Below are 22,386 nucleotides of genomic sequence, written 5' to 3' on the forward strand. Positions count from 1 at the left end.
CGAGGCCGTCGATCCGGCCGTGCCGGGTCGCCTGGGCCCCCGGGGGCGGGGTGGGCCTACCATCGGCAGGGCGCGTGACCGGAGCCGCGCAGCCGAGTATCGAGCGGTGAGCCTCGATCGGCGATCGCGAGCGTCGAGAGCCAAGGCGTCGATCACCACAGCGTCAGCCACCACAGCGTTACGGAAGACAGCGAAGGGAGTATGGATTCGTGCGGTTCGTCGCAGCCCTCGTCGCGTTCGTCGTCGCGGCAGCGATGATGGCCGTGGGCATCGCCCAGCGCACCGTGCTCCTGCCGCCGGACCGTGCGGTCGCAAGCGCCCAGGTTCCGGCCGGGGCGCACTACGTCGTCATTCCCGGGTCGGCGCTGAAGGCGCATCCGGGGCAGCAGCACCTGACGATCCACGGCGACGACGCGGTCTTCGCCGCCTACGGCCGCACGGGCGACGTGATGGCCTGGCTGTCCGGCCAGCGCTACACGAGGCTCGGCTTCGACGACGTCAGTGGCACCTTCGCCCGGCCGGTCAGCGCCGTGGCGCCGGTCGTCGCCGGTCTGCGCGGCGGTGCGAAGCCGGACCCGAACGGCTCCGACCTGTGGCTGGACCAGCGGCGCACGACCGGCTCACTGACCTGGAATGTCAACCTGCCGAAGAACCTCTCCCTGATCGTCGCCTCCGACGGGCGGCAGGCCGCACCGAACGGGGTGTCGATCACCTGGCCGGTCTCGGTCTCGACCCCGTTCGCGACCCCGTTGATCGTCGGTGGCAGCCTGCTGCTGCTCGTCGGACTGATCCTGTACATCCTCGCGCTGCTGCATCTGCGTCGCCGGCGGGGCCCGCGGCGCAAGGCGCCGCCGCGCATGCCGCGTCCACCGCAGCCGCCGCGCTACAAGCCGGCACCGGTGGCGGTCCCGGTCGCCAGCCGAGGCCGGCGTGCGGCCGGCCGGCCCTTCACCGCCGTGCTCGCCCTCGGCACCGCGGGCCTGCTGCTGTCGGGATGCGCGCCGCTCACCGCCGCGACCGAGGGCGCATCCGCCGCGGGAGCGACGCCGTCGCCGACGGAGAAGACCACGGTGCCGGTGACGCCGGTCGCGGTCACCACGCAGCAGGCGGTCCGGATCGTGCGTGACGCAGCCCGTGTCGAGCGGGCCGCGGATCGGGCGCTCGACGCCACCCGTCTGGAGGCCCGGTTCGCCGGGCCCGCGCTGGCGCTGCGGAAGGCCGCCTACACCCTGCACGACCGCAGCACGAAGTTCGCGCTTCCGCAGGCGCTGCCCGTCGACCACGCCCAGGTGCAGGTCGTGCTGCCGCAGGCGACGGCCGAGTGGCCGCGCACCCTGTTCGCCGTGGACACGGACATCTCCAGCAACACCGTCCCGCCGCTCGCGATCACGCTGGTGCAGCAGACGCCGCGCTCGCCGTACCAGGTGCAGTACCTGACCCCGCTGCAGCCCGGCGCGGTCCTGCCGGCGCTGCCCAACGCGCTGACCGGGGCGGCGCGGGTCGCCCCCGACACCACCCTGCTGAAGGTCGCGCCGGGCGAGTTGGCCATCCGGTACGGCAGGGTGCTGCGCTCCGCGAAGACCCACTCCGCCGTCCTGTTCGACTCGACTCACGACTCGCTGCAGCAGGAGGTCGGCCTGCCGGCCAAGGAGAAGCTCGCCAAGGCGCTCGGCAAGGGCGGCAAGCTGACCTACTCGGACGCGAAGACCGATCCCGCCTCCGTCGTCGCGCTCGCGACCGCCGCGTCCGGCGCGCTGGTGTCGGTCTCCCTGTCCGAGACGTGGACCGCCAAGCCCGCCAAGGCGGGCGCGAAGGTCAAGCCGAGCGGCGCCACGCAGGTGCTGAGCAACGTGAAGTCCACGACCAAGGGCATCGCCCTGGTCCACGGCATGCAGCTGCTGTTCTCGGTGCCGCCCGCCGGAGCGTCCGGCCGGGTCGTCCTGCTCGGGTACGCTCAGGGGCTGATCTCGGCAAAGGAGTTGTGACACGGTGGCAGCTGTCCCCGGCCCCTCCGTCGGCGCACTCCGCGGTGCCGTCGACCTCTCGGCTCTCGTCGCCCGCTCGGCGCCAGCACGGCCCGTGGCGCCCGGCCAGCCCGCGGGTACGCCGCCGGCCGCCGGCAGGTCGAGCATCACCGGCGAGGCAGCCGCAGGAGCGGAGCCCGCCGTCCCGCTGGTGCTGCAGGTCGGGGATGCCGACTTCGCATCGGTCGTCGAGCTCTCCAGCACCGTCCCGGTCGTCGTCGCGCTCGTCGCCGGCTGGAGCACGCCGTCCACCGACCTGGTCGCGTCGCTCACCCGAGTGGTGGAGTCCCTCGGCGGCCGCGTCGTGCTCGCGGTCGTGGACACCGACGCGAACCCGCAGCTGACCGCCGCCTTCCAGGCGCAGTCCATCCCGACCGTGGTGGCCGTGATCGCCGGCCGCCCCGTCTCCCTCTTCACCGGGACGGCTCCGGAGGAGCAGTTGCGGCCGCTGCTCGACCAGGTGCTCGCCCTCGCCGAACAGAACGGCGTCACCGGCTCGGTCGGCGCGGGCGCGGGTGCGGCCGGTCCGGGCGTCCCGGCCGGCGAGGATGCCCTGCTACCCGAGCAGCCGCTCCCGCCACTGCATGCCGAGGCGTACGACGCCGTGGATCGCGGCGACTACCCCGCTGCGGCCCGCCTGTTCCGCACGGCCATCGCCCAGGACCCGAGAGACCTGGCCGCTGTCGCTGCCCTCGCTCAGGTGGAGTTGCTCGACCGCCTGCAGGGCGCCGACCCCGATGCCCTGCGGGCGGCCGCCGCACAGAACCCGAAGGACGCCGACGCGGCGCTCGCGGTCGCCGATCTCGACATGTCCGGCGGACACGTGGACGATGCGTTCGACCGGGTGCTGTCCGTCTTCCCGGCGCTCGCGCCGGACGACCGGACGACGGCGCGCAAGCGCCTGCTCGACTACTTCGAGCTCGTCGGCACGGACGACCCGAGGGTCGCCCCGGCCCGCCGCCGCCTCGCCAGCCTGCTCTACTGACCTGCTCGGCCCTGCTTGACTGAGCGGCCTGGTGCTGAGCGGTCAGGCGGAGCGGGATGCGCCGGCGCGGGCGCCGGTGATGACTGCGATGTCGCCGACGAGCGCGTGCGCGGCGGCATCGATGGCGGCGGCGACGGTCTCGTAGACGTCGAGGCTGTAGGCGTAGGGGTCGAACAGATCCCACTGTCGTTCGTCGGCGGGCGTCGCGACGGTGCGGTGGCGCGCCATCACGGCGGTCACGACCAGGCGCAGCTTCGACTCCAGCCGGTCGCCGCGGCCGATCGGGGCGCGCCGGCGGACGGCGGTGGCGTTCTGCAGCAGGTCGAGGAACTCGAGCAGCGCGAAGGTACGCGAGCGCAGGTGGGGGTACTGCAGCACGAGCTGCGCGCGCTGACGGCGGCTCATGGTGAGGACCAGGTCGGCCGTGTCGGCGCGCTCGCGCGTCATGGGCGACGCCAGATGGTCGTCCACCGTCAGGTCGCGGCGAGCGGCGACGGTCGTGAGATGGGGAGCGACGGGCATGCCCTCGATCGCGTCGACTCCGACGCTCTCGACGATCAGGTCGTCGGCCGAGCGCGGCCAGACGCGGCGGAATTCACGGGCGACGGCGGCGGCGGCGAGGACCGATCGGCCGACGTTGCCGCTGCCGACGAAGAGGATGGTGAAGGTCATACGCGTTCTTTCGTGGGATATCGGCGTGTCGCGCACCGATTCGGGTCGGTCCGTGGCACGAGGAGTGCCCACCACGCTACCGGGATGCTCGGCCGATCCGCACGCCCCGGCAGCGCTGTCAGCGCTTGCTGGGCGGTGAGCGGCCGGGTCAGTAGGCGCCCTCGCTGCGCACCACCGCGCGCACCGTGCGCCAGAGGATCACGAGGTCCTGGGTGAGGGACCAGTTCTCGACGTAGTACAGGTCGAGCCGGATGCCGTCCGCCCAGGGGAGGTCGCTGCGGCCGCTGACCTGCCAGAGGCCCGACAGGCCCGGCGTGACGGCGAGGCGCCGCAGTTCGTGGCGGTCGTACTCCGAGACCTCGTCCGGCAGTGCGGGACGCGGGCCGACGAGGCTCATGTCGCCGCGCAGCACGTTCAGCAGCTGCGGCAGCTCGTCGAGCGAGTACCGGCGCAGCACGCGGCCGACGCGGGTCACCCGAGGGTCGTCGACCAGCTTGAACAGGCCCTTGTCGGTGCCGGTGACGAGCTCGGCGCGGCGAGCGTCGGCGTCGGCGGTCATGGAGCGGAACTTGACGATGCGGAACGGTTCGCCGTCGCGGCCGATGCGCTCCTGCGTGTAGAAGACCGGGCCGGCCGAGTCGCGGCGCACGGCGACGGCGATCACGGCGAACACCGGAGCGATCACGAGCAGGGCCAAGGAGGCGCACAGCACGTCGAAGGTGCGCTTGATGTAGCGGCCGCTGCCCGGCAGGTGCGGCGTCTCCACGTGGATGAGGGGCAGACCGGCGACCGGTCGCAGGTGGATGCGCGACCCGCCCACGTCGGTGAGTCCGGGCGCCAGCACCAGCTGGTGACGGCGGGGCTCCAGGTGCCAGGCCAAGTCGCGGATGCGCTGCGGGGTCAGCTCGTCGCTGGAGGTGGCCATCACCGTGTCGGCGCCGAACAGGCGCAGAGCGTTCGGCACGGCTTCGATGTCGCCGACGATGGGCAGCCCTGCGACGTGACCGGAGTCGGGTCCGTCGGTGAGCGCCGCGCCGACCACCCGGTAGCCGTGCTGCTGTTCGCGGGCCAGGTCGCCGGCGGTGCGGGTGACCGTGGCGGTGGACCCGATCAGTACGACGCGGTGCGAGAAGGTGCCGGCGCGACGCGCTGCGGAGAGCCACTTGCGCCAGATCCAGCGGCCGACGACGAGGGCGACGACGCCGCCGCCGAAAACGGTGATGACGAAGCCGCGGGACAGGTCGAAGCCGAGGAAGAAGACGCCGACCAGGGTGAGGGCGAACGTGGCGGCGGTCGCGCCGATGACTCGCCGGTACTCGGTGGGGCCGTTGCCGATCTCGCGCTCGTCGCGGCTGTCGAACACGCCGAGGGCGGCGATCCAGACCCCGGCGATCACGAAGGAGAGCTGCGCGGTCGTCAGCCTGAGCGACAGGCCGGTCGTGTGGACGGGCACGCGCTGCAGTTCCTCGCCGAGCCACAGCCAGTGTGCGGCCAGCACGACGCCAGCGACGACGAGCAGGTCGGTGGCGAGCAGACGCAGGGCGTATCTGGTGGTCCAGCGCCGATAGGTGAGCGGGCGGGCGACGGCGCGGACGCCGTCGATGTTGAGAGGGGAGGTAGTCACGAGACCTGTCCGTTGGGGGCCAAACAGGATGACGCGAAGCTGCCCGCGGGGAGGCGGGCTGGATCACGTCCGGCCGGGTAGGGGTGGATGGGGGTGGGTGTGCAAGCAGGGCCGATTTGGGAATCGGCCGGGGCGGAACCGTCTGTTCGCTGGGGGCGACAGGGGTGGATCCGGGTGCCTTGACACGCTATCGGCGCTCGCGGACGGGCGGAAGGCGCGGGGACCCCGCAGGCGCGCCCCAGTCCGGGGGGCTCCGGGTGATCTGGGGGGTCGGGCTTGGGGTCAGGCCTGCGCGGCGGGGCGCAGATAAAGGGCGCCGAGCGGCGGGAGGGTCAGTTCGGCGGAGGCGGGCTGGCCCTGGTGACCGGGTGCCGCGGCTTCGACCGAGCCCAGGTTGCCGACTCCGGAGCCGCCGAACTCGACTGCGTCGGAGTTCAGCAGTTCCTCCCACACTCCGGCGGACGGCAACCCGACTCGGTAGTCGGAAAGCGGGACGCCGGAGAAGTTGAAGATCGCGGCGATCGGGTTGCCTTCACGGTCCCACCGCAGGAAGGACAGCACGCTGTTGGCCGTGTCGCTGCCGTCGATGAAGCCGAACCCGTCGGCGGTGAAGTCCTGCGCCCAGAGCGCGGCGTTCTCGCGGTAGACCCGGTTCAACTGGGCGACGAACTGCAGCAGCCCACGGTGCGCCGGCTGGTCGAGGATCCACCAGTCCAGGCCCCGCTCCTCGCTCCACTCGCTCGGCTGCCCGAACTCCTGCCCCATGAACAGCAGCTGCTTGCCGGGATGCGCCCACTGGTAGGCCAGGTAGGTGCGCACGTTGGCCAACTGCTGCCAGTGGTCGCCCGGCATCTTGCCGAGCAGCGACCCCTTGCCGTGCACCACTTCGTCGTGGCTGATGGGCAGCAGGAAGTTCTCGCTGAACGCGTAGACGAACGAGAAGGTCAGCTCGCCCTGGTGGTAGCCGCGCCACATCGGGTCCTGCGCCACGTAGCGCAGGGAGTCGTTCATCCAGCCCATGTTCCATTTGAGGCCGAACCCGAGGCCGCCGTTCACCGTCGGCTGCGTGACGCCGCCCCAGCTGGTGGACTCCTCGGCCATCATCACGATGCCGGGGTAGAGCTTGTAGGCGGTCGCCGTCGCCTCCTGCAGGAAGCTGATCGCCTCCAGGTTCTCGCGCCCGCCGTACTTGTTGGGCACCCATTCGCCGGCGCCCCGTGAGTAGTCCAGGTACAGCATCGAGGCGACCGCATCGACTCGCAGGCCGTCGACGTGGAACTCCTCCAGCCAGTAGAGGGCGTTCGCGACCAGGAAGTTGCGCACCTGGCTGTCGCCGAAGTTGAAGATCAGCGTGCCCCAGTCGCGGTGCTCGCCGAGCCGGGGGTCGGAGTGCTCGTACAGCGGCTGGCCGTCGAACTTCGCAAGCGCGAAGGCGTCGGTGGCGAAGTGCCCCGGCACCCAGTCGACGTACACCCCGATGCCGCCCTGGTGCAGCCGGTCGATCAGGTAGCGCAGGTCGTCGGGGTGGCCCCACCGCGAGGTCGGGGCGTAGTACCCGGTCTGCTGGTAGCCCCACGAGCCGCCGAACGGATGCTCCGCGAGCGGCAGGAACTCCACGTGGGTGAAACCGGTCTCGTGCACGTAGTCGACCAGCTGATCCGCCAGTTCGCGGTAGCCGAGCCCGGGCCGCCACGAGCCGACGTGCAGCTCGTACACGCTGATCGGCTTGTTCTGCGGCTCACCGGCTGCCCGCTCGGCCAGCCACGACGAGTCGCCCCATCGGTACCGGCTGGTCCCGACCACCGAGGCCGTGGCGGGCGCCACCTCGGTGAACTGCGCCATCGGATCGGCCTTCTCGATCCAGTCGCCGGCGGCCGTGCGGATCTCGTACTTGTAGGCGTTGCCGGGTTCCAGACCCGGCACGAACAGCTCCCAGACCCCGGTCTCATCCAAGCGCCGGAGTGCGTGCAGCTGCCCGTTCCAGTTGTTGAAGTCGCCGATCAGGCGCACGGCGGTGGCGTGCGGCGCCCAGACGGCGAACGCGGTGCCGCGCACGGCCGCGCCACCGTGGCCGGACACCTCGCGCACGTGGGCGCCGAGCACCTGCCACAGCCGCTCGTGCCGGCCCTCGCCGAACAGGTGCAGGTCGACCTCGCCGACGCTCGGCAGGAACCGGTACGGATCGTCGGCGGTCCATTCGGCGTCGCCCGAGTAAGTGGTGCGCAGTGTGTAGTCCGTCAGGCCGTGCTCGTGCACGCCCTGCCAGACGCCGTGGCCGAGGTGCTCCATCGCCACCTCGCCGCCCTGCAGCAGCGCGGTGACCGTCTCGGCGAGCGGGCGCAGGGCGCGTATGGCGACGGGGCCGGTGCCGTCCTCCGCAGCCGGAGCGAGCGGATGCTGGCCCAGCACGGAGTGCGGCCCGGAGTGCGTCCCGGCCGCGATGCGGGCCAGCTCGTCGTCGCCGGGGTCGGTCACCGTCCTCGTGGATGCGGGAGTGGACGGAGTCGCAGTCGCGGGGCCGGCGCTCGGGGAATCGGCGCTCGGGGAATGGGCGCCGACCCGGGCGGGGGTGGTGCCGGTGGTGCTGTCGGTCACGTGCGTGCCTGCCGTTCGGATCGTTCGCGGTGCGCGGAGCGCGTGCTGATGCTCACGCTCATGCTCGCGCGGCTCAGGGGCGGATGTGCAGGATGTGGACGGGCTCCACGAACGGGTCCAGCCGAACGTAGTCGTCCGATCCCCACGTCCAGACGGCGTCGGTGATCAGGTCGTGCGCTTGGAACACCTGCCCCGGTTCGCGGCCGATCGCGGTCAGGTCGAGGTGCACGACCGTCTCGCGCGCGCCGTGCGGGTCGAGGTTGGCGACGACGACGATGGTGTCCGGCTCGCCGGTGACGGTGAAGTCGCCGTCGATGTGCTTGCTGAACGCGAGCACCGACTCCTCCTCCGTCCAGTGGAAGTGGATGTTGCGCAGCTGACCGAGGGCCGGGTGCAGCCGGCGGATCTCGTTCAGCCGCGTCAGGTACGGCGCCAGCGTGCGGCCCAGGCTGGCAGCCAGGGCCCAGTCGCGCGGCCGGAACTCGTACTTCTCGTTGTCGATGTTCTCTTCGGCGCCCGACCTGGCGACGTTCTCGAGCAGTTCGTAGCCGGAGTAGACGCCCCAGGTCGGCGACGCGGTGGCGGCGATCGCGGCCCGGATCTTGTAGGCGGCCTCGCCGCCGAACTGCAGGTACGGCGTCAGGATGTCGTGGGTGTTCACGAAGAAGTTGGGGCGCAGGTAGTCGGCCGAAAGGGTCGCCAACTCGACCAGGTACTCCGTCAGCTCCTGCTTGGTGTTGCGCCAGGTGAAGTAGGTGTAGCTCTGCTGGAAGCCGACCTTGGCCAGGCCCTGCATCATCGGCGGCCGCGTGAACGCCTCCGCCAGGAAGATCACGTCGGGGTGGGCGCCGTTCACGTCGTGCAGCAGCCGCTCCCAGAAGCCGAGCGGCTTGGTGTGCGGGTTGTCGACGCGGAAGATGCGCACGCCGCGGTCGATCCAGACGGTGAAGATGCGCAGCATCTCGGCGTACGAGCCGACGGGATCGTTGTCGAAGTTGAGCGGATAGATGTCCTGGTACTTCTTCGGCGGGTTCTCGGCATAGGCGATGGAGCCGTCCGGCAGCGTGGTGAAGAACTCCGGGTGCTCGGTGACCCACGGGTGGTCGGGGGAGGCCTGCAGGGCGATGTCGAGTGCGACCTCCAGGTTCAGCCGGGCGGCGGTGTCGAGGAAGAAGGCGAAGTCCGCCTCCGTGCCGAGGTCGGGGTGGATGGCGTCGTGGCCGCCCTCGGCCGAGCCGATGCCGTAGGGGGAACCGGGGTCGTGCTCGCCGGCGACCAGGGAGTTGTTGGGCCCCTTGCGATTGGTGCGGCCGATCGGGTGCACGGGCGGGATGTAGACCACATCGAAGCCCATGGCCGCGACGGCCGGCAGCCGGCGTGCGGCGGTGCGGAAGGTGCCGGAGGTCCAGGAGCCGTCCTCGTGGTGCACCGCTCCCTCCGACCTGGGGAAGAACTCGTACCAGGAGCCGCGGCCGGCGCGGGTGCGCTCCACGCGCAGCGGCCGGGCGGGGGAGTCGGTGATCAGGCTGCGGATGGGCCGCGCGTCGAGCGCCTGCGTCACATCGCTGGAAGCGGTGGTGGCGAGCCGCAGTCGCGTCGGCGGCTCGGTGTCCGTATCGCGGAGCGCCACCGCGGCGTCGGCGAGCAGGCCGCGCTCGGCTGCGGTGCGCTCGGCTTCGGCGGCGGCGCGTTCCAGCAGCAGGGCGCCGGCCGTCAGGGTAAGCTCCACGTCGATGCCGGCGGGCACCTTGATCTGCGCCGCGTGCACCCAGGTGGCCCAGTCGTCGGCGTAGGCGCGGATCCACCACGTCCAGAGGCCCGGGCGGTCGAGCCGGTGCAGGATGCTCCAGCGGTCGAGGCCCGGGGAGATCAGGCGCATGCGGCGCACCTGCTCGGCGCCGCGCGGCGGCTTGACCACCAGGTCGGCGCCCAGCAGGTCGTGCCCCTCGCGGAAGATCGTCGCGGCGAACGGCACCACCTCGTCGGCGAACGCCTTGGCGGGCCAGTGGTCGCCGGGCTGCTGCGGCGACACGTCCAGGATCGGGATGCGACCGAGCACCGGCTGCCAGCGCGGCAGACGGGGCACTCGCCTGGGCGAGGTGCTGCGCGGCGGCGCCGTGGGCGCACCGGTCGACTGGGCTGCGGACGGTGCCGCCGGAAGCGAGGCCGTAGCGGAGGCGGCACCGCGCCTGGTCGACGTGGCGCCCGAGCCGGCCCGCGACCTCCGCTTGCCGACCACGTCGTCGGAGGCGGCGTCCGCCGCGCTCGCCTCGACCGAGGTGGCGTGTGCTGAGTCGGCGTCTGTTGGATCGGCGCCGGTTCCTTGCTGAATGTCCGCCACATGCCCAAGCCTACAAAGCAGGCTCCGCAGCCGGCTGGGCTTCCGCTCAGACCTCGACCCGGAACATCCGCGCTGCCGATCCGACCGATGCAGGCCGGCCGGCGGTTCGGCGGTCGCACGGGGCACGCCCTAGGGTGAAGGCGCACCCGCCCTTCCCGCACCGCGCTCCTCGGGGGTTGACGTTTCCGTGAAAGCCATCCGCCGGTTCACCGTCCGTACCGTGCTGCCGCAGTCGCTCGCAGCCCTGGACGCATTGGCGGCCAACCTGCGGTGGTCGTGGCACGAGCCGACGCGGGCGCTGTTCGAGCAGGTCGATCCGCAGATCTGGGCGGGGATCGCCGGCGATCCGGTCGCGCTGCTGGGCGCGGTCAGCCCGCAGCGCCTCGCCCAGCTGGCCGGCGACGGCGAGTTCGTCGCCCGGGCGAACGCGCTCCGCGACGATCTGGACCGCTACAACGCCGAGCCCCGCTGGTACCAGACGCTGAGCGAGGCGCCGGCCCACATCGCCTATTTCTCGCCCGAGTTCGGCATCGCCGCGGCTCTGCCTCAGTACTCCGGTGGCCTCGGCATCCTGGCCGGCGACCACCTGAAGAGCGCTTCCGACTTGGGCCTGCCCCTGACCGGTATCGGCCTGTTCTATCGGGCGGGGTACTTCAAGCAGTCGATCTCCGCCGACGGGTGGCAGCAGGAGGCGTACCCGGTGCTCGACCCGGACGGCCTGCCGCTGACCCTGCTGCGGCACCCCGACTCCACTCCGGCGCTCGTCTCCCTGGCCCTGCCGTATGGCCGCACGCTGCACGCGCGCGTCTGGCAGGTCGCGGTGGGGCGCGTCACGCTGCTGCTGCTCGACACCGACGCGCCCGAGAACGAGGAGTCGCTGCGGGGCGTCACCGACCGGCTCTACGGCGGCGGGGGCGAGCACCGGCTGCTGCAGGAGCTGCTGCTCGGCATCGGCGGCGTGCGGGCGCTGCGCATCTGGACCGACATCATGGGCGCCCCAGACGCGGAGGTGTTCCACACCAACGAGGGGCACGCCGGGTTCCAGGGCCTGGAGCGCATCTCCACGCTCATCCACGACGGCCTGACCTTCGCCGAGGCGCTGCAGGTCGTGCGGGCGGGCACCGTCTTCACCACGCACACGCCGGTCCCGGCGGGCATCGACCGCTTCGATCGGGGGCTGATGCAGCAGTACTTCGGCGGCGACCTGCTGCCGGGCGTCGACGTGTGGGAGGTGCTGGCGCTCGGCGCCGAGAGCTACCCGGGCGGCTCGCCCGACGTCTTCAACATGGCCGTCATGGGGCTGCGCCTCGGCCAGCACGCCAACGGCGTCTCGGTGCTGCACGGCGAGGTGAGCCGCGGCATGTTCGCCGGCCTCTGGCCGGGCTTCGACGAGTCGGACGTGCCGATCTCCTCCGTCACCAACGGTGTGCACGCGCCCACCTGGACCGACCCCGAGCTGCTGCGGCTGGCGGAGGAGAAACTCGGCACCTCCGACACGACCGCCGCCGACTGGTCGTCGCCGCAGGTGAGCGACGCCGACCTGTGGGCGGCGCGCGGCCGCATGAAGGCGAACCTGGTGGCCGACGCCCGCCGCCGCATCACCGGGGCCTGGCACGAGCAGAACCCCGGAGCGACCGCCCCGGCGTGGTTCGACGAGGTGCTCGACCCCGAGGTGCTGACGATCGGCTTCGCGCGCCGCGTGCCCACCTACAAGCGCCTGACCCTGATGCTCGAGGACGAGGACCGCCTGACCGCGCTGCTGACCCACCGCAAGCGGCCGGTGCAGCTCGTGATCGCCGGCAAGTCCCATCCCGCCGACGACGACGGCAAGCGCCTGATTCAGAAGCTGGTGCGCTTCGCCCAGGACCCGGAGTTGCGGCGACGCATCGTGTTCCTGCCGAACTACGACATCGCCATGGCCCAGGTGCTCTACCCGGGGACCGACGTCTGGCTGAACAATCCGCTGCGGCCCCTGGAGGCGTGCGGTACGTCGGGGATGAAGGCGGCGCTGAACGGCGCGCTGAACCTCTCCATCCTCGACGGCTGGTGGAACGAGTACTACGACGGCGAGAACGGCTGGGCCATCCCGTCGGCCGACGCCGCGGGCGACGCGGGGGAGCGGGACCACCTGGAGGCGGAGAGCCTGTACGACCTGATCGAGAACCAGATCGCACCCCGCTTCTACCGGCGGGACGCCCAGGGCCTGCCGACCCGGTGGATGAAGTCGGTGCGGCACACGCTCGCCACCATGTCGCCGCAGCTGTCCGCGGACCGCATGGTGCGCCAGTACGTGCAGCAGCTGTACGTGCCGGCCGCGCATGCGGCGGCGGCCATCAGCGACGCGGACTTCTCCGGCGGCCGCGAGCTGGCGTCCTGGAAGGGCGTCGTCTCCGCCGGGTGGGGCGGCGTTCAGGTGATCCACGTGGAATCCGGCGGACTCGCGGCGGTGCCGCAGGTGGGCGACCGGCTGCACGTGCGCGCCCAGGTGCAGCTCGGCTCCCTCCGCCCCGACGACGTGGCGGTGGAGGTGGTCTACGGCACGTCCCGCGAGGGCGACACCCTGGAGCACGTGCAGACGGTCGAGCTGGCGCCGCTCGACGACGACGCACTCGACACCCAGGTGCCCACCACCGGGGTGCTCCACCTGGACGGCAGCCGTACCTTCGCCGGCACCGTCACCCTGGCCCGGCCCGGCTCCTTCGGCTACAACGTGCGCGTCGTCCCGAAGAGCCGATACCTGGCGAGCCCCGCCGAAATGGGCCTAGTCGCGATCGCGCACTGACGGCGGGGCGCCTTCCTGAGTTGCGAAGAATTCAGGCGATTTCGAGTCCCGCAGGCCGGATCCGCCGGTTTCCGCCTTCGTTTCTCGAATTCTCCTGAATTCCTCGGCGTTCAGGCAGCCGAATTCGGCAACGGGAGCGAAGGGCCGCCGCGAGGCCCGCAGCGGACTGCCCACGACGCTTCAGACGCGGTACGCGTCTGAAGCCATGAACACGAGCAGGGTCGGGCCCTCGACCCAGACCTCGGCGGCGGGCGACAGGTGCAGGGGCGGTGCGCCGTCGTCTGCGCTCGACCACAGCAGGTCGTAGGAGTCGACGCCGTCCTGCTCCGGCAACCGGACCTCGACGGCCGTCGTCGCGCCGTGGACGACGAGCAGGATCTGACTGGTGCCGGCCGCGGTGCGCGTGCAGGCGTAGTACTGCAGCGTGCGGTCCTCGATCGACCCCCACGCCGCCTCCGTCATCGCCTCACCGCTCCCGTCGAACCAGTGCATCTCCACCGCGGCCGATCGCGCGCCGCGCTCGGCGTAGCGGGTCGGTCGGAGGGCCGCGTGCTCGCGCCGGATCGTCAGCAGTCGGCGGACGACGTCGTGCAGGTCCTGCTGCCAGTCGGCCAGGTTCCAGTTCAGCCAGGTGACCGTCGCGTCGTGGCAGTAGGCGTTGTTGTTGCCGCGCTGCGTGCGGCCGATCTCGTCGCCGGCGAGCAGCATCGGCACGCCGGCGGACAGCAGCAGCGTGCCGAGCAGGTTGCGCATCGCCCGGCGCCGGCCGGCCAGCACGGCCTCGTTGCGGGTCGTGCCTTCCGTCCCGAAGTTGTAGGAGCGGTTGTTGTCCGTGCCGTCGCGGTTCGACTCGCCGTTGCCCAGGTTGCGTTTGGCCTGGTAGGTGGTCAGGTCGGCCAGGGTGAAGCCGTCGTGCGCGGTGACGAAGTTGACCGACGCGGTCGGACCGCGCGTACCGGGGAACACCTCGCTGGAGCCGGCGAGTCGGTTCGCGATCGCGCCGCGCCCGCTGCGGGCGTATCCGCCGCCCGCCACCACCGCGGCGTCGGCCAGCCAGAAGTCCCGCACGCCGTCGCGGTAGCGATCGTTCCACTCCGACCAGCCGGCCGGGAAGCCGCCGGTCTGCCAGCCGCCCTGGCCGGTGTCCCACGGCTCCGCGATCAGCTTGACGCCGGTGAGCGCGGGATCGGCCGCGAGCGCGGTGAGCAGCGGATGGTCGGGCCGGAAGGCGCCCGACTCGTCGCGGCCGAGGGTGACGGCCAGGTCGAAGCGGAACCCGTCCACCTGCAGCTCGGTCGCCCAGTAGCGCAGCGAGTCGAGCACGAGGCGCTGCACGGCGGGTTGCGACGCGTCCAGGGTGTTGCCGCAGCCGGTCGTATCGATGTATCGGCCCCGGTGGTCCTGCCGGTAGTAGGTGGCGTTGTCCAGCCCGCGGAAGCCGAACGGCACCCCTCCGGCACCCTCCTCGGCGGTGTGGTTGTAGACGACGTCGAGGATCACCTCCAGTCCTGCGGCGTGCAGCAGCCGCACCATCCCCTTGAACTCGGTGAGCACCGCCGCCGGGCCCGCGGCGCGCGCGGACCGGGAGGCGTAGGGGGTGTGCGGCGCGAAGTAGCCGACCGGGTTGTAGCCCCAGTAGTTGGCGAGGCCCTGCTTCAGCAGCCGCTGCTCGCTGGTGAACGCCTGCACCGGCAGCAGCTCGACCGCCGTCACCCCCAGGTCCTTCAGGTAGGCGATGGTGCTCTCGTGCGCGAGTCCGGCGTAGGTGCCGCGCAGCTGCGCGGGAACGCTCCGCAGCTGCTTCGTCAGCCCCTTCACGTGTGCCTCGTAGATCACGGAGTCGGCCATCGGCGTACCCGGCTTCGTGATGCCGCCCCAGTCGAATCCGCCGTCCACGACGACTCCCCGGTACGAGTGCGCGGTGATGGGCGCGATGCCGCGCGCGTAGGGATCGAGCAGGTGACGGCCGCGGTCGAAGTCGTCCCGCGGCGAGGAGGGGCCCGCGGCGCGCAGGGAGTAGCGCCGGCCCGGGGTGAGCAGGGGGGAGCGGCCGGACCACACGCCGTGCTCGTCGCGCTGCAGCCGCACCGACTTCTCGACCCAGGTGGAGTCGCGCTCGTCGAACAGGCACAGCTCCAGCCGCCGCGCCGTCGCACTGAACACGCGGATCTCTCCGCCCTCGCTCGTCGCGCGCACTCCGAGGTCGTGCAGCGGGTCGAGCGCCGCGGCTACCGCCGGAGCCGCGGCGGCGGAGGTGTCGCTCACGCTCGTACCCTATTGACGGTGAGCGCCTACCTGGACCATGCGGCCGGTTCGCCGCTACGCCCCGCCGCCGCCGAGGCGCTTGCCGAGGCGCTCGCCACGGTGGGCAACCCCTCCTCGATCCATGGTCACGGGCAGCGCGCCCGGCGGCTGCTGGAGGAGTCGCGAGAGAGACTGGCCGCCGCTCTGGACTGCGATCCGCGCGAGGTGGTCTTCACCTCCGGCGGCACCGAGTCCGTCGGCACCGCGATCAAGGGCGCCTACTGGGCGGCGCACGATCGGCCCGACCACGATCGGCGCACCATCGTCGCCCCCGGCGGGGAGCACGCCGCCACCGTGGACGCGATCGACTGGCTGGTCGCCCACGAGGGCGCCGCGCTCGAGCCGGTGCAGGTCGACGCCGAGGCGCGCCTGGACCCGCTCGCGCTCGCGGCGGCGCTCGACCGCGTCGGCGCCGGCGCCGCCCTCGTCACGTTCCTCTGGGCGAACAACGAGGTCGGCACGATCAACCCGGTCGCCCGACTGACCGCCGAGGCCCGCGCGCACGGCGTGCCCGTGCACGTCGACGCGGTCGCGGCGTTCGGCGCGGTGCCGGTCTCGTTCGCCGGCAGCGGCGCCGATCTGCTGAGCGTCTCCAGCCACAAGGTCGGCGGACCCGCCGGCATCGGCGCGCTGCTCGTGGCCCGCTCCGCGCACATCGAGCCGCTGCTGCACGGCGGCGGTCAGGAGCGGGCGCTGCGCTCGGGCACCCAGCCCGTCGCGCTGGCCGCCGCGTTCGCGGTCGCGGCCGAGCAGGCGGTGCACGATCTCGCCGCTGAGTCGGGCCGCCTGGCCGCGCTGCGCGACGACGTACTGGCGGGCCTCACGGCACGACTGCCCGGGGTCGTGGTGCGCGGCGCCGACCCGGCCGGGCCCGACCGGCTGCCGGGCAACCTGCATGTGACGGTGCCCGGCGCGGACGGCGACGCCCTGCTGCTGCTGCTCGACCTGGCCGGTGTCTCGGTGAGCACCGGCGCCGCCTGCCAGGCGGGGGTGGCCGAGCCGTCCCACGTGCTCGCGGCGATGGGCGTCCCCGTGCCCGAGGCGCGCGGTGCGCTGCGCATCACCCTGGGGCACACCTCCTCAGCATCCGACCTCGACGCCCTGATCGCGGCGCTGCCCCGCCTCGCAGCCGCAATCGCCTGAGCGGTTCGCTCCACCCGACCCGCCCGCCGGCGCCGTGCGCGGCGTACCCTGACCTGTCGTGCGGGTGCTGGCGGCGATGAGCGGAGGAGTCGACTCCGCGGTCGCTGCGGCGCGCGCGGTCGACGCCGGCCACGAGGTCACGGGCGTGCACCTGGCCCTCAGCCGTTCGCGGGGCACGCTGCGCACCGGGTCCCGCGGCTGCTGCACCGTCGAGGATGCCCTGGACGCCCGGCGCGCAGCCGACGTGCTGGGCATCCCCTTCTACGTGTGGGATCTCTCGGAGCAGTTCGCCGAAGCGGTCGTCGACGACTTCGTGGCCGAGTACGCCGCCGGCCGTACCCCCAACCCGTGCCTGCGCTGCAATGAGCGCATCAAGTTCGCAGCCCTGCTCGAGAAGGCTCTCGCGCTGGGCTTCGACGCGCTCTGCACCGGCCACTACGCGACCGTGAGCACCGCCGCGGACGGTTCCCGCGAGCTGCACCGGGCCGGCGCGTGGGCCAAGGACCAGTCGTACGTGCTCGGTGTGCTCACCGACCATCAGCTGGCCCACGCCCTGTTCCCGCTCGGTCCCACGCCCGCCAAGTCGCTGGTGCGCGAGGAGGCGGCGCGGCGCGGGCTGTCGGTCGCCGCCAAGCCCGACAGCCACGACATCTGCTTCATCCCCGACGGCGATACCCGCGGCTGGCTGGCGGAGCGGGTACCGGCGGCTCCGGGCCCGGTCGTCGACGCCGCAGGCGTTCCGGTCGGACACCACGACGGAGCCGTGGGGTTCACGGTCGGCCAGCGGCGGGGCCTGCACCTGGACCGGCCCTCGCCCGACGGCCGGCCCCGCTTCGTGCTGCGCGTGCGCACCGACACGAACACCGTCGTGGTGGGCCCGAAGGAGGCGCTGGCCGTCGACCTGCTGGCCGGCGGCCGGATGAGCTGGCTCGGCACCCCGCCGGCGCGCGCCGCCGACGGCTTCGACTGCCACGTCCAGGTGCGGGCGCACGCCGACCCGGTCCCCGCGACCGCGCGACTGGTGCGCGACGGCGGCGCGGCGGAACTCGTCGTCCGGCCGCTGGAGCCGATCCACGGCGTCGCACCCGGGCAGAGCGCCGTGCTCTACGTCGGCACTCGGGTGCTCGGCCAGGTGACGGTTGACCGCACCGCGACGCTCGTGAACGGCGAGGCCGTGCCCGCCTGATCCGGCTGCACTTTTCCTCCGGCCGGACGCGCCGACCCGCTGTCGGTGCCCGCTTCTAGACTGCGCCGGTGACCGACACTCCTCCGGTGCCCGACACTGCTCCGCTGACCGGGACTCCGGTAGCAGGCGACGCCGCTTCCACCGTGCGCACGCTCGCCGACCGCATCCGCGCCCTGCGCGACCAGTACTACGGTGGCAACGCCTCCACCGCCTCCGACGCCGAGTACGACGCCCTGGTACACCGGCTGCAGGCACTGGAAGCCGAGCATCCCGAGCTCGTGACGCCCGACAGCCCCACGCAGACGGTCGGCGGTACGGCGCAGACCACCCTGTTCGCGCCGATCGTGCACGCCGAGCCGATGCTGAGCCTCGACAACGTCTTCTCCGCCGACGAGCTGGCGGAGTGGGCGGCCAAGGTGCGGCGCGACGCCGAGAAGACGGCACTTCAGCGGCCCATCCGCTGGCTGACCGAGCTGAAGATCGACGGTCTCGCCATCAACCTGCGGTACGAGCGTGGGGTGCTCGTCTCGGCCGCCACCCGCGGCGACGGCGTGACGGGCGAAGACGTCACCGTCAACGTGCATGCGATGGGGACGATCCCCGATCGGCTCTCGGGCGGACCGCACCCCGAGACGGTCGAGGTGCGGGGCGAGATCTTCTTCCCCGTCGCCTCGTTCGACGAGCTGAACGCCGCGCAGGCCGCCAGCGGCGAGCGGGTGTTCTCCAACCCGCGCAACGCCGCCAGCGGGTCGCTGCGGCAGAAGGCGGAGGGCAAGAACGCCGAGCGGCTGGCCCTGATGCACGACCGCATCCGCCGCCTGCGCATGCTGGTGCACGGCATCGGCGCCTGGCCGGTCGCGCAGATCGAAGCCGCGCCGATCCAGGTAGGACAGGTGGACCACGGCGACGCCGGGAACGCCGCGCCGATCACCTCGCAGAGCCAGGTCTACGGGGTGCTGGCGTCGTGGGGGCTGCCCGTCTCCGATCACACCCGCGTCTTCGACGAGCTCGGTGAGGTGCAGGGGTTCATCGAGCACTACCGCTCGGCTCGCGCCGGCGTGGAGCACCAGATCGACGGCATCGTCGTCAAGGTCGACGACCTCGACCTGCACGTGGCGCTCGGCGCGACCAGCCGCGCCCCGCGGTGGGCGACCGCATTCAAGTACCCGCCCGAAGAGGTGAACACGAAGCTGCTCGACATCGTCGTCTCGATCGGGCGCACCGGCCGGGCGACGCCGTTCGCGGTGATGCAGAAGGCGCGCGTGGCCGGTTCGGAGGTGCGGCAGGCGACCCTGCACAACCAGGACGTGGTGCGGGCCAAGGGCGTACTGATCGGCGACACGGTGGTGCTGCGCAAGGCCGGCGATGTGATCCCCGAGGTGCTCGGGCCGGTGGTCGAATTGCGGGACGGCACGGAGCGCGAGTTCGTGATGCCCGCCGACTGCCCGGAGTGCGGCACGCCGCTGCGGCCGGCCAAGGAGGGCGACGTCGACCTGCGCTGCCCGAACGCCCGCAGCTGCCCCGCGCAGGTGCGGGGCCGGGTGGAGCACATCGGCTCCCGCGGTGCGCTCGACATCGAGGTGCTGGGCGAGGTCGCCGCCGCCGCGCTGACGCAGCCCACCGAGCCGGCCCGACCGCCGCTTACCACCGAGGCCGGGCTGTTCTCGCTCACCCTCGACGATCTGCTTCCCATCCGCGTCATCGTGCGCGACCCCGAGACGGGGCTGCCGCGGCTGCAGGACGATGGGACGCCCAAGGTCGTCGCTCCGTTCCAGCGCAAGAACGGCGAGCCCACCAAGCAGGCGACGGAGCTGCTGGCCAATCTGGATCAGGCCAAGACCCGTGACCTGTGGCGGCTGCTCGTCGCCCTCTCCATCCGCCACGTCGGCCCGGTCGCCGCCCGCGCGCTGGCCGCGCACTTCGGCTCGATGACGGCCATCCGATCGGCGTCGCGCGACGAGCTGGCCGCCGTGGACGGGGTCGGCCCGATCATCGCGGACGGGGTGCTGGAGTGGTTCGGCATCGACTGGCACGCCCAGATCGTCGACACCTGGGCCGCCTCCGGGGTGGTGCTGCAGATTCCCGGCCACCCGGGTCCGGGGCAGGCGGACGAGCAGCGCGGCCCGCTCACCGGGCTGACGGTGGTGATCACCGGCGCGATCGACGGGTTCACCCGCGAGAGCGCGGAGGAGGCGATCCTGGCCGCCGGCGGCAAGGTGGGCTCCAGCGTGTCCAAGCGCACCGCGTTCGTCGCCGCGGGTCCGGGCGCCGGCTCCAAACTCGCCCGGGCCGAGGCGCTTGGCGTGCCGCTGCTCGACGCCGACGGCTTCCGGCGACTGCTCGCCGAGGGTCCCGACGCAGTGACGCACCACCCGACTCCTGACGACACGCCGTGACCCGCCGAACCGGCCGGTTCGACGCGCCGTGGACGGTGGCGTGCCCCGAACGGGGTTCCCTAGTGTGGGGGGTACTCGGATAGCGACGGTGTGGACCGGGGGACCGCCGCGCCCCCGATGCACCTCGCCCGGACGCCGACGCGTCCGCCTCCGAGATCGTTCGGGGGGAGGCGTGGGTGAAGGGTCGCATCGTCCTGCTCCTCGCCGCCGCGTCGCTCACGATGGGGGCGGTCGTCGTGCAGCCCACCGCACCGATTCGCATCTCCGCCGGCGAGCGCGCGAGCGCGGTCGCCGTGCTGCACGACCTGGCCGGTGCGGTCGGCTCGGGCGATGCGGCTGTCTCGGCGGCCGCGAACCGCATCGTCGCGCGCGACGCGCTTCGTGCGGCGCCGGCCGACGTCGCACGCTGGTGGTCCGCGCTGCCCGCCCGCACCGCCGCGACCCTGCAGCGCGATGCGCCGGGCGTGATCGGCAACCTGGACGGCCTGCCCTACTCGGTCCGCGACGCGGCCAACCGTACGGCGCTGCAGCGGACGGTCGCAGCCGTCGGCGACCAGTTGACGAACGGATCCGGCCGCGGGGCGGCGCTCGCACTATCCGCCCGGCTGACCGCGCTGCAGCAGGTGCAGACAGCGCTCCAGCAGCCCGAGGGCGGCCCGGCTCGGTTCCTGGTCTCCCTGGATCCGGTGCACGCCTCGCGCGCGGCCGTCGCGATCGGCGACCCGGACCTGGCCGAGTACGTGGACTTCCTGGTCCCGGGCATGTTCTTCTCCGTCCGAGACCAGATCGTCGACTGGACCGACACGGCGGCAGACCTGCAGGCCGAGCAGACCGCGTGGCTCCAGCGGCTGCACCGCGCGGGGCAGGCCGCCGTGATCTCCTGGATCGGCTACACCACCCCCGACGCAGTGTCGGTGCTGGGGATCGGCGACGCCCAGGACGGTGCGCGGCGCCTGGCCGACGCGGTTCGCGGCCTGACGGCGGCCAGGCCCAGCAGCGACCCGTTCGTCGCGATCACCGCGCACTCCTACGGCGGAACCGCCGCACTGGTCGCGCTGCAGTCGCACGCCATGCGGGTCGACGCGCTGGCGATGGTGGGGGTTCCCGGCAGCCCGGCCGCCCACGCCTCGCAGTTGGACGTCCCCGCCGGCCAGGTCTATGCCGGCCGCGACGCGTGGGACCCGGTGGCCCGCAGCAGCTACTTCGGCGTATCCCCGACCGACCAGACCTTCGGCTCGGTCGCGCTCGGCACCGGCAGCGGCGTGGATCCGATCACCGACGCGCAGCTGAACTCCGCCGTGGGGCACAACGGGTACTTCGCGCCGGGCTCGCAGTCGCTGCGCAACCTGGCCCTCATCGGCATCGGTGAAGGCGCCCTGGTCACCCGCGACGGCAGCGAGGGCACACTCGCCTTCGCCGCCCCGTGATGTTTCGGCGCCGGCGAACCTGATTGCAGCGCCGCCGTCGCCGGCCGGCAGGGCCGGTGGGCCCACCTGCGGCGCCGGTCGTGGGTAGTCCGCTGCGGCGGGGAACCCGCCTTCGCTCCCGTACCTAAGCTTGAGGGCATGCCCGACGCGCCTGTTCATTCGTCCGCGGGTACACCCCCTCCGGGCCGGATCTCCGAGGCGCAGGTGCAGCACCTGGCCGGGCTCGCCCGCATCGCGCTGAATGCGGACGAGGTCGCGCATCTGGCCGGTGAGCTGACCGCGATCGTGGATGCGGTCGCGCGGGTGGCCGAGGTCGCGACGCCCGACGTGCCCGCCACGAGTCACCCGATCCCGCTCGCCAACGTGTTCCGCCCCGACGTGGTGGGCGAGGTGCTGACGCAGCAGCAGGTGCTCGCGGGCGCGCCGAGTGCCGCGGACGGCCGGTTCCGGGTCTCCGCGATCCTCGGTGAGGAGCAGTAGATGCCGGATGAGCCGGTGGATGTCGCGCTGCTGCGCCTGCCCGCGAGCGTGATCGCGGGGCGCCTCGCCGAGGGTTCGGTTTCCAGCGAGGCGGTGACGCGAGCGCACCTGGACCGCATCCGGGCGGTCGATCCGGCGGTCCACGCCTTTCTGCACGTCGCGGACGAGCGCGCCCTGGATGCCGCCCGGGACATCGACCGCCGTCGCGCCGCGGGCGACACCCTCGGCCCGCTCGCCGGGCTGCCGGTCGCGATCAAGGACGTGCTCTGCACGGTCGACATGCCCTCGACGGCCGCATCGCGCATCCTGGAGGGCTGGCTACCGCCGATCGACGCGACGCCGGTGGCGCGCCTGCGCTCCGCGGGGCTGATCCCGCTCGGCAAGACGAACATGGACGAGTTCGCGATGGGCTCCTCCACCGAGTACT

General features: G+C 72.6%; 14 protein-coding genes. 9 read left to right on the top strand and 5 right to left on the bottom strand.

Going from position 1 to position 22,386, the window contains the following annotated elements:
- The first annotated feature begins 209 nt into the window (after positions 1 to 209).
- Complete coding sequence (locus tag ACFE7H_RS05190; RefSeq protein ID WP_375400150.1) at positions 210 to 1,985, top strand: hypothetical protein; 1,776 nt, start codon at positions 210 to 212, stop codon at positions 1,983 to 1,985.
- Between the two features lie 4 nt (positions 1,986 to 1,989).
- Positions 1,990 to 3,009 carry a co-chaperone YbbN gene (locus ACFE7H_RS05195; protein WP_375400151.1) on the top strand — a complete coding sequence of 340 codons (1,020 nt, stop codon included), beginning with the start codon at positions 1,990 to 1,992 and terminating at the stop codon, positions 3,007 to 3,009.
- A 42-nt stretch (positions 3,010 to 3,051) separates the two neighbouring features.
- Here ACFE7H_RS05195 and ACFE7H_RS05200 read toward each other — a convergent pair whose 3' ends face one another.
- The 4 genes from ACFE7H_RS05200 to ACFE7H_RS05215 form a co-directional block, all read right to left on the bottom strand.
- On the bottom strand, positions 3,052 to 3,681 hold the full coding sequence (locus ACFE7H_RS05200) for a hypothetical protein (protein ID WP_375400152.1): 630 nt from the start codon (positions 3,679 to 3,681) through the stop codon (positions 3,052 to 3,054).
- 148 nt (positions 3,682 to 3,829) lie between these two features.
- Positions 3,830 to 5,305: a sugar transferase gene (locus tag ACFE7H_RS05205; RefSeq protein ID WP_375400153.1), complete on the bottom strand. Its 1,476-nt coding sequence runs from the start codon at positions 5,303 to 5,305 to the stop codon at positions 3,830 to 3,832.
- 282 nt (positions 5,306 to 5,587) lie between these two features.
- Complete coding sequence (glgB, locus tag ACFE7H_RS05210) at positions 5,588 to 7,780, bottom strand: 1,4-alpha-glucan branching protein GlgB (protein ID WP_375400169.1); 2,193 nt, start codon at positions 7,778 to 7,780, stop codon at positions 5,588 to 5,590.
- 193 nt (positions 7,781 to 7,973) lie between these two features.
- Complete coding sequence (locus tag ACFE7H_RS05215) at positions 7,974 to 9,959, bottom strand: alpha-1,4-glucan--maltose-1-phosphate maltosyltransferase (protein WP_375400170.1); 1,986 nt, start codon at positions 9,957 to 9,959, stop codon at positions 7,974 to 7,976.
- Between the two features lie 469 nt (positions 9,960 to 10,428).
- On the opposite strand from ACFE7H_RS05215, the gene glgP reads away from it, so the two are divergent.
- Entirely contained in the window at positions 10,429 to 13,023 is a 2,595-nt protein-coding gene (gene glgP, locus ACFE7H_RS05220) for an alpha-glucan family phosphorylase (protein WP_375400154.1), read from the top strand.
- 180 nt (positions 13,024 to 13,203) lie between these two features.
- Here the strand turns inward: glgP and glgX are convergent, their stop codons facing one another.
- Positions 13,204 to 15,288, bottom strand: a complete 2,085-nt coding sequence (gene glgX, locus ACFE7H_RS05225) for a glycogen debranching protein GlgX (RefSeq protein WP_375400155.1) — start codon at positions 15,286 to 15,288, stop codon at positions 13,204 to 13,206.
- Between the two features lie 18 nt (positions 15,289 to 15,306).
- Between glgX and ACFE7H_RS05230 the strand changes: the two genes are divergently transcribed.
- From ACFE7H_RS05230 to ACFE7H_RS05255, 6 genes are all read left to right on the top strand, one after another.
- Positions 15,307 to 16,470 (top strand): cysteine desulfurase family protein, encoded by a 1,164-nt coding sequence (locus ACFE7H_RS05230; protein ID WP_375400156.1) that lies wholly within the window; start codon positions 15,307 to 15,309, stop codon positions 16,468 to 16,470.
- 58 nt (positions 16,471 to 16,528) lie between these two features.
- Positions 16,529 to 17,656 carry a tRNA 2-thiouridine(34) synthase MnmA gene (gene mnmA, locus ACFE7H_RS05235; RefSeq protein WP_375400157.1) on the top strand — a complete coding sequence of 376 codons (1,128 nt, stop codon included), beginning with the start codon at positions 16,529 to 16,531 and terminating at the stop codon, positions 17,654 to 17,656.
- A gap of 68 nt (positions 17,657 to 17,724) precedes the next feature.
- Positions 17,725 to 20,052: an NAD-dependent DNA ligase LigA gene (ligA, locus tag ACFE7H_RS05240; RefSeq protein ID WP_375400158.1), complete on the top strand. Its 2,328-nt coding sequence runs from the start codon at positions 17,725 to 17,727 to the stop codon at positions 20,050 to 20,052.
- A 176-nt stretch (positions 20,053 to 20,228) separates the two neighbouring features.
- Positions 20,229 to 21,479, top strand: coding sequence for an alpha/beta hydrolase (locus ACFE7H_RS05245; RefSeq protein ID WP_375400159.1), 1,251 nt, complete (start codon positions 20,229 to 20,231; stop codon positions 21,477 to 21,479).
- A gap of 138 nt (positions 21,480 to 21,617) precedes the next feature.
- Entirely contained in the window at positions 21,618 to 21,959 is a 342-nt protein-coding gene (gene gatC / locus ACFE7H_RS05250; protein WP_375400160.1) for an Asp-tRNA(Asn)/Glu-tRNA(Gln) amidotransferase subunit GatC, read from the top strand.
- A partial coding sequence (locus ACFE7H_RS05255; protein ID WP_375400161.1) for an amidase family protein occupies positions 21,960 to 22,386 on the top strand: 427 nt, incomplete at its 3' end. It abuts the gene before it with no gap.

This window comes from uncultured Amnibacterium sp., assembly GCF_964250715.1.
GTDB lineage: Bacteria > Actinomycetota > Actinomycetes > Actinomycetales > Microbacteriaceae > Amnibacterium.

Excerpts from the sequence above, each read along its gene's own strand:
- gatC (WP_375400160.1), top strand. The coding sequence starts at position 21,618 with ATGCCCGACGCGCCTGTTCATTCGTCCGCGGGTACACCCCCTCCGGGC.
- ACFE7H_RS05200 (WP_375400152.1), bottom strand. The coding sequence starts at position 3,681 with ATGACCTTCACCATCCTCTTCGTCGGCAGCGGCAACGTCGGCCGATCG.